Origin of the sequence: Leucobacter sp. wl10, from assembly GCF_003569785.1 — a bacterium.
Classification (GTDB): Bacteria; Actinomycetota; Actinomycetes; order Actinomycetales; family Microbacteriaceae; genus Leucobacter.
Map to the genome: position 1 here is coordinate 26,906 of NZ_KZ983993.1, position 12,682 is coordinate 39,587.

General features: G+C 68.8%; 10 protein-coding genes. 8 read left to right on the forward strand and 2 right to left on the reverse strand.

Going from position 1 to position 12,682, the window contains the following annotated elements; all coding sequences use genetic code 11:
* Positions 1 to 51: 51 nt before the first annotated feature.
* Entirely contained in the window at positions 52 to 1,293 is a 1,242-nt protein-coding gene (locus D1J51_RS08125) for a glycosyltransferase (protein ID WP_119074694.1), read from the forward strand.
* 181 nt (positions 1,294 to 1,474) lie between these two features.
* Here the strand turns inward: D1J51_RS08125 and D1J51_RS08130 are convergent, their stop codons facing one another.
* Positions 1,475 to 2,233 carry a GntR family transcriptional regulator gene (locus D1J51_RS08130; RefSeq protein WP_119074695.1) on the reverse strand — a complete coding sequence of 253 codons (759 nt, stop codon included), beginning with the start codon at positions 2,231 to 2,233 and terminating at the stop codon, positions 1,475 to 1,477.
* Between the two features lie 174 nt (positions 2,234 to 2,407).
* Between D1J51_RS08130 and iolC the strand changes: the two genes are divergently transcribed.
* The 5 genes from iolC to iolD all read left to right on the forward strand — a co-directional run bounded on the left by iolC (position 2,408) and on the right by iolD (position 8,800).
* Complete coding sequence (iolC, locus tag D1J51_RS08135) at positions 2,408 to 3,361, forward strand: 5-dehydro-2-deoxygluconokinase (RefSeq protein WP_119074696.1); 954 nt, start codon at positions 2,408 to 2,410, stop codon at positions 3,359 to 3,361.
* Between the two features lies 1 nt (position 3,362).
* Positions 3,363 to 4,265, forward strand: a complete 903-nt coding sequence (locus tag D1J51_RS08140) for a Cgl0159 family (beta/alpha)8-fold protein (protein WP_162903721.1) — start codon at positions 3,363 to 3,365, stop codon at positions 4,263 to 4,265.
* Positions 4,266 to 4,390: 125 nt separating this feature from the next.
* A complete protein-coding gene (locus tag D1J51_RS08145; RefSeq protein ID WP_119074697.1) occupies positions 4,391 to 5,902 on the forward strand; it encodes a CoA-acylating methylmalonate-semialdehyde dehydrogenase in 1,512 nt (503 codons plus the stop codon).
* Positions 5,903 to 5,924: 22 nt separating this feature from the next.
* Positions 5,925 to 6,878, forward strand: coding sequence for a 5-deoxy-glucuronate isomerase (gene iolB, locus D1J51_RS08150; RefSeq protein WP_119074698.1), 954 nt, complete (start codon positions 5,925 to 5,927; stop codon positions 6,876 to 6,878).
* Positions 6,875 to 8,800 carry a 3D-(3,5/4)-trihydroxycyclohexane-1,2-dione acylhydrolase (decyclizing) gene (gene iolD / locus D1J51_RS08155; RefSeq protein ID WP_119074699.1) on the forward strand — a complete coding sequence of 642 codons (1,926 nt, stop codon included), beginning with the start codon at positions 6,875 to 6,877 and terminating at the stop codon, positions 8,798 to 8,800. Before iolB ends, iolD begins: the two co-directional genes overlap by 4 nt.
* 236 nt (positions 8,801 to 9,036) lie before the next feature.
* Here the strand turns inward: iolD and D1J51_RS08160 are convergent, their stop codons facing one another.
* Entirely contained in the window at positions 9,037 to 10,407 is a 1,371-nt protein-coding gene (locus D1J51_RS08160) for a Fic family protein (RefSeq protein WP_119074700.1), read from the reverse strand.
* Positions 10,408 to 10,680: 273 nt separating this feature from the next.
* Between D1J51_RS08160 and D1J51_RS08165 the strand changes: the two genes are divergently transcribed.
* Positions 10,681 to 11,607 (forward strand): sugar phosphate isomerase/epimerase family protein, encoded by a 927-nt coding sequence (locus tag D1J51_RS08165; RefSeq protein ID WP_205547830.1) that lies wholly within the window; start codon positions 10,681 to 10,683, stop codon positions 11,605 to 11,607.
* Between the two features lie 19 nt (positions 11,608 to 11,626).
* A complete protein-coding gene (locus D1J51_RS08170) occupies positions 11,627 to 12,643 on the forward strand; it encodes a Gfo/Idh/MocA family protein (protein WP_119074702.1) in 1,017 nt (338 codons plus the stop codon).
* Positions 12,644 to 12,682 lie beyond the last annotated feature (39 nt).

A 12,682-nucleotide genomic window follows, 5' to 3' on the forward strand; every position in this document is an offset into this window, starting at 1 on the left:
CTAGAAATGAGCGACTGCTGCTGCTGCTGCGTCACCCGATACCCTCGACGTATGGAACACGACCCGCTCCGCATCGGCTTCGTCATGCTGCACACCTCGCCGCTCGACGTGCCGGGCACGAAGGACGCCGGGGGGATGAACGTAGTGGTGCGCGCGCAGGCCGACGCCCTGGCGCGAGCCGGCCACGAGGTGCTGATCTTCACCCGGCGCAGCGATCCGGCGCTGCCCCGCCGCACCGAGCTGCGGCCCGGCCTCACCGTGGTGCACCTCGACGCCGGCCCGGCACGCCTGCTGGCGAAGGGCGAGCACGAGGGCGTGATGGAGCGGTTCGGCGAGCTGCTCGACGCCGAGCTGCGGCGCAGCCCGGTGGATCTGCTGCACGCCGAGCACTGGTTCTCGGGCATCGCCGCGCTCCCCGTCGCCCGACGCTTCCGCATCCCGCTCGTGCAGAGCTACCACTCCATCGCCGCCCCGCCCGAGTCGCCCCTCGGCGAGGGCGAGCGCCCCGAATCGCCGGGGCGCCTCGCCGGGGAGCGCCTGCTCGCGCGCGAGGCGGATCTCGTGATCGCCGTGAGCAAGGCAGAGCGGCGCACCGTGCTCCAGCGGCTCGAGGGTGACGCGGACCGTGTGCGCGTGGTGCCCCTGGGGGTCGACACCGAGCTCTTCCACCCCTGCGTCAGACGGGAGTGCGACGAGGATCGCGACTGGCTGATCAGCGGCGGCCGCCCCGAGGCGATCGTGGTCGGCAGGCTGCACCCGCTGAAGGGCTTCGATCTCGTCATCGACGCCGTGGCGGCCATCGATCCGGATCGGCGCCCGGTGCTGCGCATCGTGGGCGCCCCGCCGCCCGACGGCGACGACTACGTGCGCGCGCTCCACGAGGCCGTCGCGCGCCACGGGATGCTCGGCACCACCGCCTTCGACGGCGCGCTGCGCCGCAGCGACCTCGCGGAGCGGATCCACCGCGCCGACATCATGCTCGTGCCCTCGCACTCGGAGACCTTCGGGCTCGTCGCGCTCGAGGCGGCCGCCTCGGGGATCCCCGTGATCGCCCGCGATACCGGGGGTCTGCGCGAGGCCGTGGCCGACGGCGAGACGGGGATGCTGATCCCCGGAGGCGAGGCCGGCGTCGACGATCCGCGCGCCTGGGCCGAGGCGATCGAGCGTCTGCTCGGCGACGAGGAACTGACCAAGCGCATGGGCGAGGCCGCCAGGGCCCACGCGCTGGGGCGCAGCTGGGACGTCTCCGCCGAGCGCCTGCTCGAGGTCTACCTCGAGTTGCTGGGGCGCTAGCCGTACCTCATCGGACGCTCTGCCGCGCTCCGGTGCTCGTCCGACCGACCCCGGCGGCCGCCCTCGGCCGCTGGCAGGCCGGCCCCTGGTCGGAGCGGGATCGCTCTCCGGACGGGATCCGGATTCCCGAGCTGAGCGAGGGTTTCCGAGCCGGGGGAGGATCGGGCGGACGCGGCGCGGGCTAGCGCGAGACGAGCGTCGTCTCGAAGGAGTAGAGATCCGGGCGGTAGCAGTGGTGGCCGGCCTCGACGACGCGCCCGCCGTGGTCGAAGGCCACGCGATCCATCGTCAGCAGCGGGCTGCCCTTCGCGATCTCGAGCAGTTCGTGCTCGTCGCCGTGCGTGCGCCGCGCTCCGATCACCTGGTTCGCGATCTTGATCGTGATGCCGCGCGCCCGCAGGATCTCGTACAGGCCCTGCCGCTCGAGCTGCTCGGCCGTGAGGCCGGAGAACTCCGGGGGGAGGAGGTTCTCGAGGATCGCCATCGGGGTGCCGTCCGCGCTGCGCAGCCGGCGCAGTCGGGTGATCTCGTCCCCCGGCTCGACGTGGAGGCGCTGCGCCGCGTCCTCGTCCGCGATGACGCGCTCGAGCGAGAGCACCCTCGTCGAGGGGTGGTGCCCGGTGCGGGTGAGATCCTCGTGCAGACTCGTGAGCTCGACCGGCCGGCTCACGCGCGCCTGCACCACCTGGGTGCCGATGCCCCGGCGCCGCACGAGGAGGCCCTTGCTGACGAGCTCCTGGATGGCCCGGCGCACCGTGGGGCGCGAGAGGCCGAGGCGCTCGCCGATGGAGATCTCGTTCTCGAGCCGGGCGCCCGCGGGGATGACGCCTTCCCGGATCGCGCGCTCGAGGCGGCTGGAGATCTGGAAGTAGAGGGGGACCGGGCCGCTGCGGTCGAGGTCGGTGAACAGCTCGTCCGGCCACACGGGTGCGGAGCTCATGGTCCCTCCTTGGAGCATCGAGCGGCGCTGATCGGCCGATCCGGCGACGCTTTGTGAGGACAACATTACCTCCTGGCGCCCATGACGGAGTGCACCGGAAACGTTCGTGCTATTGTTAAGACAAATGCAGCGGCGCAGCTCGCGCGGCGCGTCACCTCGGAAGGCGGGTAGCGAATGTCGGAGCAGCGGCGTCCTGACGACGTGCTGGCGATGGGCAGGCTGGGAGTGGACATCTACCCGCTGCAGCAGGGGCCGCTCGAAGACGTCGAAAGCTTCGGCAAATACCTCGGCGGCAGCGCGGCGAACGTCTCGGTGGCCGCCGCCAAGTACGGGCGCTCCGCCGCGCTGATCTCGCGCGTGGGCGACGACCCCTTCGGCCGCTACCTACTGCGAGAGCTCGATCGCCTCGGCGTCGATCCGCGCGAGGTGGGGGTCGACCCGCGGTACTCGACCCCCGTCACCTTCTGCGAGATCTTCCCGCCAGACGACTTCCCGCTGTACTTCTACCGGCAGCCCAAGGCCCCCGATCTGCAGATCGAGAGCGCGGACCTCGACCTCGACGCGGTGGGCGGGGCCAGGATCCTCTGGTTCACCCTCACCGGCCTGAGCGAGGAGCCGAGCCGCACCGCCCACCACGCCGCGCTCGAGGCGCGCGGGCGGCGGCGGCACACCGTCTTCGACCTCGACTACCGGCCCATGTTCTGGGAGGATCCCGCCGAGGCGTCCGCTCAGGCCGCTCTGGGGCTCGAGAAGTCGACGGTGGCGGTGGGCAATCGCGAGGAGTGCGAGGTCGCGGTCGGCGAGATCGAACCCGACCGCGCCGCCGACGCCCTGCTCGAGCGCGGCATCGAGCTCGCCATCGTGAAGCAGGGCCCCAAGGGCGTGCTGGCCAAGACCCGTGACGAGCGGGTCGAGGTGCCCCCGCACGTCGTCGACGTCGTTAACGGCCTCGGGTCGGGCGACGCCTTCGGCGGCGCGCTCTGCCACGGCCTGCTCGAGGGGTGGGGTCTCGAGCGCGTGCTCCGCTTCGCCAACGTGGCGGGCGCGATCGTGGCCACTCGTCTCGAGTGCTCCACGGCCATGCCCGAGGCGGCCGAGGTCGAAGCCGTTCTGGCGGAGGGAGCCTGAGATGGCCGAACGAGTGGTGGACGAAGCCGGCTTCGAGCGCCTGCGCGAGATCCGCGCGGCCGACCCCGCGGCCGTCGGCCGGGCCCTCGCGGGGCGCAAGCGCCGCGAGGTGATCCGCGGCGACGGCAGGCTCTTCATCGTGGCCGCCGATCACCCGGCCCGCGGCGCCGTCGCGGTCGGGTCGAACCCCACCGCCATGGCCGACCGCTACGAGCTGCTCGAGCGCATGGCGCTCGCCGTCTCGCGTCCCGGCGTCGACGGCGTGCTCGGCACCCCCGACGTCATCGACGACCTCGCGGCGCTCGGCCTGCTCGAAGACAAGATCGTGGTGGGCTCCATGAATCGCGGCGGCCTGCGCGGCGCCTCGTTCGAGATGGACGACCGCTACACCGCTTACGACGTGCCCGCCATGAAGCGGCAGGGCATCGACTTCGCGAAGACCCTCATCCGCGTCGACCTGGACGACGCGGGCACCGCCTCCACGCTCGAGGCCACGGCCAGGGCCGTCGACGCGGCGGCCGCGGCCGAGCTGCCCATCATGCTCGAGCCCTTCATGAGCCGCCGGATCGACGGCAGGGTGGTCAACGACCTCTCGGCCGACGCGGTGATCCTCTCGACCGCCATCGCCTCCGGTCTCGGCAACTCGAGCGCCTACACCTGGATGAAGCTGCCGGTGGTGCACGACATGGAGCGCGTGATGGCGGCCACCACCATGCCGACGCTGCTGCTCGGCGGCGACAACGGCGGCGATCCCGACGAGACCTTCACCTCGTGGGAGCGGGCGCTCGCGCTGCCCGGCGTGCGCGGCCTCACCGTCGGCCGCACGCTCCTCTACCCGCACGACGACGACGTGGCGGCGGCCGTCGACACCGCCGCGCGCCTCGTGCACCGGGGTCTCGCGTAGCGCGGGGTCGGAGCGCGTCGCAGATCCGATCGCCCCGACCCTCCCGCGAAAGCCCGTTTACCGATAAGAATGTCAGTGGCTCCGCGCAGAATACGCGGACACACACCTCCACCGAAGGGAACCCCATGAGCACCGACCTCCCCGTGATCCCGCACTGGATCGACGGCGCCCGCCGCGAGTCGGCGAGCGGCCGCACCGCCCCCGTCTACAACCCCGCCACCGGTGAGGTGCAGGCGCACGTCGCGCTGGCCGACGAGGCCGAGATCGCCGAGGCCGTCTCCTCGGCGCGGCGCGGCTTCGAGCTGTGGAGCGAGATGTCGATGGCGAAGCGCCAGAACGTCATCTTCAAGTTCCGCGAGCTGCTGAACGCGCGCAAGAGCGAGCTCGGCGCGATCATCACGGCCGAGCACGGCAAGGTGCTCTCGGACGCCATGGGCGAGATCCTCCGCGGCCAGGAGGTCGTGGAGCTCGCGACCGGCTTCCCCCACCTCATCAAGGGAGCGTTCTCCGAGAACGCGTCGACCGGCATCGACGTCTACTCGATCAAGCAGCCGATCGGCGTGGCCGGCATCATCTCGCCCTTCAACTTCCCCGCCATGGTGCCGATGTGGTTCTTCCCGATCGCCATCGCCGCGGGCAACGCGGTCATCGTGAAGCCGAGCGAGAAGGATCCCTCGGCATCGCTGTGGCTCGCCGAGCTGTGGAAGGAAGCCGGTCTGCCCGACGGCGTGTTCACCGTGCTCAACGGGGACAAGCTCGCCGTCGACGGCCTGCTCACCTCGCCCGACGTCGACTCGATCTCGTTCGTCGGCTCGACCCCGATCGCCCAGTACATCTACGAGACCGCCTCGAAGCACGGCAAGCGCGTGCAGGCGCTCGGCGGCGCGAAGAACCACATGCTGGTGCTCCCCGACGCCGACCTCGACCTCGTCGCCGACCAGGCCATCAACGCGGGCTACGGCGCCGCGGGCGAGCGGTGCATGGCGATCTCCGTCGTGCTGGCCGTCGAGCCGGTCGCCGACGAGCTGATCGAGAAGGTCAAGGAGCGCATCGCGAAGCTCAGCATCGGCAACGGAGCGTCGACCCCCGAGCCCGACATGGGCCCGCTCATCACCGACGTGCACCGCGACAAGGTCACGGGCTACATCGACATCGCGGAGCAGGACGGCGCGACCATCGTCGTCGACGGCCGCGACTTCACGGTCGACGGCCACGAGGGCGGCTTCTTCGTCGGTCCCACGCTCATCGACAACCTCCCCACGACCTCGCGCGCCTACACCGAGGAGATCTTCGGCCCGGTGCTCGAGATCGTGCGCGTCAAGACCTTCGAGGAGGGCGTGAACCTCATCAACTCGGGCGCGTTCGGCAACGGCACCGCCATCTTCACGAACGACGGCGGCGCGGCCCGCCGCTTCCAGCACGAGATCCAGGTCGGCATGATCGGCATCAACGTGCCGATCCCGGTGCCGGTCGCCTACCACTCCTTCGGCGGCTGGAAGGCCTCGCTGTTCGGCGACTCGAAGGCGTACGGCGTGCAGGGCTTCGAGTTCTTCACCCGCGAGAAGGCGATCACCAGCCGCTGGCTCGATCCCGCCACCCACGGCGGCATCAACCTCGGATTCCCGCAGAACGACTGAGAACGACGGAGAGAGGGGCGACATGACGCAGCAGGCCGAGCGCTGGTTCCACCGCCGCGGCGAGCTCGCCGAGGGCGGTTGGGAGACCGTGGTCGACGAGCGCATCCCGGGCTGGGAGCACACCGGCATTCGAGTGGGCAGGCTCGAGCGGGGAGAGTCCCTCGAACTCGAGGGCACCGGCGTCGAGCGTCTGATCGTTCCTCTCTGCGGCTCGTTCTCGGTGACGCACGCCGAGAACGGCGAGCAGACGGTCACCGAGCTCGTCGGCCGCGCCTCCGTGTTCGACGGCCCGACCGACGTGCTCTATCTCTCGGCCGCGGCGACGGGCGCCGTCACGGCGACCTCCGGGGGCCAGAGCCGCTTCCTCGTGGCCACCTCGCCGGTGCCCCTCGACGGCGCGTACCCCGTCCGGCCCTCGCGGTACATGCCGGTCGAGGAGGTGCCGGTCGAGCTGCGCGGTGCCGGCGCCTCGAGCCGCCAGGTGCACAACTTCGGCCGCAAGGAGGCGCTCGACGCGGCCCGCTTCATCGTGGTCGAGGTGATCACGCCGGCCGAGAACTGGTCGTCGTATCCGCCCCACAAGCACGACGAGCACAACCCCGGCCACGAGTCGCAGCTCGAGGAGATCTACTACTTCGAGGTCGCGCCCGCCGAGGGCGCGCCCGAGGGCGTGAGCGAGGAGCACGCCTTCGGCCTGTTCAGCACCTACTCGTCGCCCGCGGGGCGGATCGAGATCGACTCCCAGGTGAAGACCGGCGACGTCGCTCTCGTGCCGTACGGCTATCACGGCCCCGCGGTCGCGGCGCCGGGCTACGACATGTACTACCTCAACGTGATGGCCGGGCCCGATCCCGAGCGCACCTGGCTCATCAGCGACGACCCCGCCCACGGCTGGGTGCGCAACGCCTGGGAGGGCCAGCAGCTCGATTCCAGGCTCCCCTTCACCGCCCGCACCGACACGGAGGCCGCACGATGACCACCCGTCGAATGACCGTCAGCCAGGCGCTCGTCGAGTTCCTGGCGAATCAGTGGACGGTCGATCGCGCCGTCGACGGCACCGGGATCCGCGAGCGCACCATCCCGGGCACCTTCGGCATCTTCGGCCACGGCAACGTCGCAGGCGTGGGTCAGGCGCTCAAGCAGCTCAATGTCGATCGGCCGGATCTCATGCCCTACTACCAGGCCCGCAACGAGCAGGCGATGGTGCACCAGGCGGTGGGCTACGCCCGCATGCACCGACGCCGCGGCACCTACGCGGCCGCAGCCTCCGTCGGCCCGGGCGCCACGAACCTGCTGACGGGCGCGGCCCTCGCGACGACCAACCGCCTGCCCGCGCTGCTGCTGCCGAGCGACACCTTCGCCACGCGCGTCGCCGATCCGGTGCTGCAGCAGCTCGAGCAGCCGCACGACATCGGGCTCACCGTCAACGACGCGTTCCGGCCCGTCTCCAAGTTCTTCGACCGCGTGCAGCGCCCCGAGCAGCTGTTCTCGATCGCGCTCGCCGCGATGCGCGTGCTCACGGATCCCGCCGAGACGGGCGCCGTGACGATCGCGCTACCCGAGGACGTGCAGGCCGAGGCGATGGACGTGCCGATCGAGTTCCTGCAGCCGCGGGAGTGGCGGATCCGCCGGCCACGACCCGAGCGCGACGCGCTCGCCGCGGCGGTGCGGGCGATCCGCGAGGCGAAGCGGCCGCTCATCGTGGCGGGCGGAGGGGTGCTCTACTCCGGCGCCGAGGAGCAGCTGCGCGCGTTCGTCGAGGCGACAGGCATCCCCGTCGGAACCTCGCAGGCGGGCGGGGGCGTGCTCACGTGGGATCACCCGCAGAACCTCGGCGGCATCGGCGCGACCGGCACGCTCGCGGCGAATCGGATCGCGGCCGAGGCCGACCTGATCATCGGGATCGGCACGCGCTACAGCGACTTCACGACCGCGTCGCGCACCGCGTTCCAGAACCCCGACGTGCGCTTCGTGAACATCAACGTGGCGTCGTTCGACGCCCACAAGCACGGCACGCAGCTCCCCGTGGTCGCCGACGCCCGCGAGGCGATCCTCGAGCTCTCGGACGAGCTCGCCGATCTGCGCGTCGACGCCGACTATGCCGAGCGCGTCGCGCGCGAGAAGGCCGAGTGGGACGCGACCGTGGACGAGGCCTTCGCGCCCTCCGGGCTCACGCTGCCAGGCCAGCCCGAGATCATCGGCGCTGTGCAGCAGGCCTCCGCGCCCGAGGACGTGATCGTGCAGGCGGCGGGATCGCTGCCGGGCGACCTGCACAAGCTGTGGCGGGTGCGCGACCCGCTCGGCTACCACGTCGAGTACGCCTACTCGTGCATGGGCTACGAGATCGCGGGCGGCCTCGGTGCGAAGCGCGGCCTGCTCGCCGATGGCGACGACCGCGACGTGATCGTGATGGTGGGCGACGGCTCGTATCTCATGCTCAACACCGAGCTCGTCACGGCGGTGGCCGAGGGCATCAAGATCATCGTGATCCTCATCCAGAACCACGGCTACGCCTCGATCGGCCACCTCTCGGAGACCGTGGGATCGGAGCGTTTCGGCACCTGGTACCGCTCCTACGACGAGGACGCGAAGAACTTCCAGGGCGGCGGGATCCTGCCGGTCGACCTCGCGATGAACGCGCGCAGCTACGGCATGGACGTCATCGAGGTCGAACCCGGCGCTTCGGCGATCGAGGATCTGCAGGCCGCGATCGCCACCGCGAAGGCGTCGGACCGCGCCACGTTCATCCACATCAACAGCGACCCGCTCATCTACGCGCCCGACGGCGCGGGCTGGTGGGACGTGCCGGTGCCGCAGGTGTCGACGCTCGAGTCGACGCAGCGCGCCCGCGCGGAGTACGAGGAGCAGGTGGCCGCGCAGAAGCCGCTGCTGGGCTGAGGCGCGGGGTCCGGGATCGGGGCCGCCGTTTGTATGGGATCTGCGGAAGATATGCGATTCAAGCCGGCGGATCGGGCATATCTTCCGCAGATCCTATATCTTTCGACCGCGCTCGCTGGGACCGTCGGTTCTCGTGCGTGGCATTCTCGATCCGCCCCGGGAGAAGGCTTCTGCGGGCGGGCAGCGATAGCAAAATCAAACAAAACAAAACAAAGAGTTTTGTTTCGTGCGTATCTCTACCGAGAGGGCGCTGGCGCCCTCGTATTGAGTGAGTGGAGATCGGCGAGACGCTCTGCAAGGTTGCCGCTGGCAACCCACACCGCCGGACGTGACTTCGGAAGTCGGAGAAGGAGGCCGAGGCCTTCGAGGTCTCGTAAATCGTTCCGGCCGGTCTGACTGGTCACGTTGAAGCGGTTTGCAATGGTTGCGGCGCTCACCGTGGTGTACTCCTGGCTGGAGAGAGACTCCAAGATCTCGCTCTGACGGAAATTCAGTTGTTCACCTGCGTTGTTCAGCGCTTGCTGCAGTCGAGAGTTCTCCAGCCGCTTTGCTTCGATGTACCGGTCCAGTTGTTCGAGGGCCCGCTTGAAGACTCGAAGCTGGTGGAGCACGAAATATGTGAGGTCGCCGTCATCGTCCTCAGAATGTTGATAGGCATCACCGTATTTGCCGGGTGCATTTCGAAGGATGCCCGATATTGTGGCGAACTCGGTGAGCCAGTAGTCGTTGTGCAGCATAGCCCAGTAGAACGCGATGCGGGCAGTCCTTCCATTCCCGTCTTCGAAGTAGTGATCGTAGCCGAACATGAAGTGTGTGATGATTGCCCGCACGACGGGGGGCAAGTAAGGAGAGTCTTCTGGTGCGCCATTCGCGAAGCGCGTGAGTTCGTTCAACCGCTCGGGGAGTTCTTCGGCGGCCGGAGGCACGTGCACGCAGACCTCCCCGGCCCACACGCTGATACGAGCATCGTCTGGTGATTGAAGTTGTCCTGCTCCTGACGGATCTTCAAGAGTTCCTTCTGTAAGCGTGCGGTGCAGGTCGAGGATGAGCTCTGGGGTGAGCTCGCGCTCGGCAGCGGCTTTCGCTTCTTGCATGGCCATGTAGTTGTTCAGGATCATCGTCTCCGACACATCCTGAGGGTCGCGGCCGCTATCGATCATTTCGATGGCGATGCGTCGCGTCGTAGAAGCGCCTTCGAGCTGACTGGAGCGAATCGATTCTTCAAGAAGTGAACGTACGAGGTAGGTGTCGGTGCCTGTGCGATTGAGGTCGTTCTTCGCGCCGCCGACTGTTCCGCCTGCTCGTCGTGCGATTTCCTCCGAGAGCTGCAGGACTTCATCGGTGAGGTTGACGGTGAATGCGCTGCCGTCTTTCATCCTGAGGGGGAGTCGGCGGGACTGGGCGGAGCGATTGAACTTGAGCGCAACCCACCACTCGTCTCGTGTGAGGTCAGCCGGAGGGGTTCTTCGGGATATCTCGTCCCAGTGGAGGTACCGGGAATCGTCGAGAGTCGACATCGTGAGAAGACCAAAGAATCGTTCGCTGTCCTGGGCCATGAGTTCTCGCTGGAGTGCGGAGAAATCCGGTGAAGGGTTGCGAAGAGGCATGCTGATGAGTCTAGCAAAATGAAGCAAAATCACTCAAAATTTTTTGTTTCAGAAACTTGCGAAGAACTGAGGCTCTCTCGGGGGCCGACCCGCCGGAATAGCGATGGTGCGATTCCAGTTCGATGTCGAATTCTGGAATAGCGGGGCGCTTATTCCGATGGGCGATTCGAATGAGGGAATCCCATCTTCTTTTTGGCCTATTGTCCTGTCAAAGTCGGAATTCGGCGCTAGGATGTTCCGGTAATGGATCATCGCGAGAAAGTGCGTGAGCAGATGAGCGACGAAGCAATCGAGAACCCCGGTCTCCGCATCGGCACCGCCCCCGACTCCTGGGGGGTGTGGCACGCCGACGATCCGAAGCAGGTGCCCTGGGAGCGCTTCCTCGACGAGGCAGTCCAGTCCGGTTACGAGTGGATCGAGCTCGGACCCTACGGGTACCTGCCCACTGACCCGCACCGGCTCGAGGACGAGCTCGGGAAGCGCAACCTGAAGCTCTCCGCCGGCACGGTCTTCACCGGCTTCCACAAGGGCGACGAGCAGTGGCAGCGGGCCTGGGATCAGGCCCTCGCCGTCGCGGGCCTCGCCTCGAGGCTGGGCGCCGAGCACCTCGTCGTGATCCCCGACCTGTGGCGCAGCGACGTGACGGGAGATAACCTCGAGCCCCGCACCCTCACCGACGAGCAGTGGGAGAAGCTCGCCGCGGGCCACGACCGGCTCGGCAAGGCGCTGCTCGAGGAGTTCGGCATGAAGCAGCAGTTCCACTCGCACGCCGACAGCCACATCGGCACCACGCGCGAGGTCGTCCGCTTCCTCGACGAGACCGATGCGCGCTACACGAACCTCTGCCTCGACACCGGTCACTTCGCCTACTACGGCGGCGACAGCGTGAAGCTCATCGAGGAGCGCCCGGAGCGGATCGGCTACCTGCATCTCAAGCAGGTCGACCCCGCGCTGCTCTTCGACGTGCTGAAGAACGACACGTCGTTCGTGGACGCGGTGGCCGAGGGCGTCATGGTCGAGCCGCCGCACGGCATCCCCGACCTCGCGCCCGTGATCGAGGCCGCAGCGCGGATCGACCCCGAGATCTTCGCGATCGTCGAGCAGGACATGTACGGCTGCGACGTCGACCGCCCGTTCCCCATCGCGAAGCGCACGCGTGAGCACATCTTCGGCTGCACGCACCTCGCTCGCGTCAGCTGACCATCCGAGAGGACCCGCAATGACCCAAGAACTCCGCATCGCCGTCGTCGGCGCCGGCATGATGGGCGCCGACCACGTCAAGCGCATCACCCACCGCATCGCTGGCGCCCGCGTCTCGGCCATCGTCGAGCCGGACGCCGGCCGTGCAGAGGCCGCAGCGGCCGACGCCCCGGGATCCGCCGCGTTCACGCGCCTCGAGGACGCGATCGAGGCCGATGCGATGGACGCCGTGCTCATCGCGACCCCCGGGCAGTTCCACGCGCCCGTGCTCAAGCCCGCGCTCGAGGCGCGGCTGCCGATCCTGTGCGAGAAGCCGCTGACGCAGGACTCCGCGAGCTCGCTCGAGATCCTCGAGATCGAGCAGCGGCTCGACCGCCCGCACATCCAGCTCGGCTTCATGCGCCGCTTCGACGCCGAGTACCAGCAGCTGCGCGACCTCGTCGTCTCGGGCGAGAGCGGCGAACTGCTCATGGTGCGCGCGCTGCACCGAAACCCGTCGGTGCCCGAGAGCTACACGAACGACATGCTCATCACCGACTCGGTGGTGCACGAGTTCGACGTGGTGCCGTGGCTCGCCGGGTCGCGGGTCGTGAGCGTCGAGGTGAAGCACCCGCGCCGCAACTCGCTCGCCCCCGAGCGGCTGCAGGAGCCGATCCTCGTGATCATGGAGCTCGAGAACGGCGTGCTCGTCGACGTCGAGATGAACGTGAGCGTGCAGTTCGGCTACCAGGTCGCCACCGAGGCGGTGTTCGAGAAGGGCATCGCCCGCATCGGCCAGCCGGCCGGCCTGCAGCGCTGGGACGCCGGCTACTTCCGGGTGAAGGATCACGAGAGCTTCGTCACCCGCTTCGCCGCCGCCTACGACGCGCAGATCCAGCGCTGGGTCGACGCGGTGCGCCGCGGCGACCTCATCGACGGCCCCAACGCGTGGGACGGCTACCTCGTGGCGCTCTCGTGCGAGGCCGGTGTCAAGGCCCTGCACGGCGGCGGTGTCGTGCCCGTCGAGGCGCCCGAGCGACCCGCCTTCTACGCCTGATCTGTTCGCTCCGATCGAGCCCGTCGAGTCCCCGGCATC

Excerpts from the sequence above, each read along its gene's own strand:
- D1J51_RS08125 (WP_119074694.1), top strand. The coding sequence starts at position 52 with ATGGAACACGACCCGCTCCGCATCGGCTTCGTCATGCTGCACACCTCG.
- D1J51_RS08130 (WP_119074695.1), bottom strand. The coding sequence starts at position 2,233 with ATGAGCTCCGCACCCGTGTGGCCGGACGAGCTGTTCACCGACCTCGAC.
- iolC (WP_119074696.1), top strand. The coding sequence starts at position 2,408 with ATGTCGGAGCAGCGGCGTCCTGACGACGTGCTGGCGATGGGCAGGCTG.
- D1J51_RS08140 (WP_162903721.1), top strand. The coding sequence starts at position 3,363 with ATGGCCGAACGAGTGGTGGACGAAGCCGGCTTCGAGCGCCTGCGCGAG.
- D1J51_RS08145 (WP_119074697.1), top strand. The coding sequence starts at position 4,391 with ATGAGCACCGACCTCCCCGTGATCCCGCACTGGATCGACGGCGCCCGC.
- iolB (WP_119074698.1), top strand. The coding sequence starts at position 5,925 with ATGACGCAGCAGGCCGAGCGCTGGTTCCACCGCCGCGGCGAGCTCGCC.
- iolD (WP_119074699.1), top strand. The coding sequence starts at position 6,875 with ATGACCACCCGTCGAATGACCGTCAGCCAGGCGCTCGTCGAGTTCCTG.
- D1J51_RS08160 (WP_119074700.1), bottom strand. The coding sequence starts at position 10,407 with ATGCCTCTTCGCAACCCTTCACCGGATTTCTCCGCACTCCAGCGAGAA.
- D1J51_RS08165 (WP_205547830.1), top strand. The coding sequence starts at position 10,681 with ATGAGCGACGAAGCAATCGAGAACCCCGGTCTCCGCATCGGCACCGCC.
- D1J51_RS08170 (WP_119074702.1), top strand. The coding sequence starts at position 11,627 with ATGACCCAAGAACTCCGCATCGCCGTCGTCGGCGCCGGCATGATGGGC.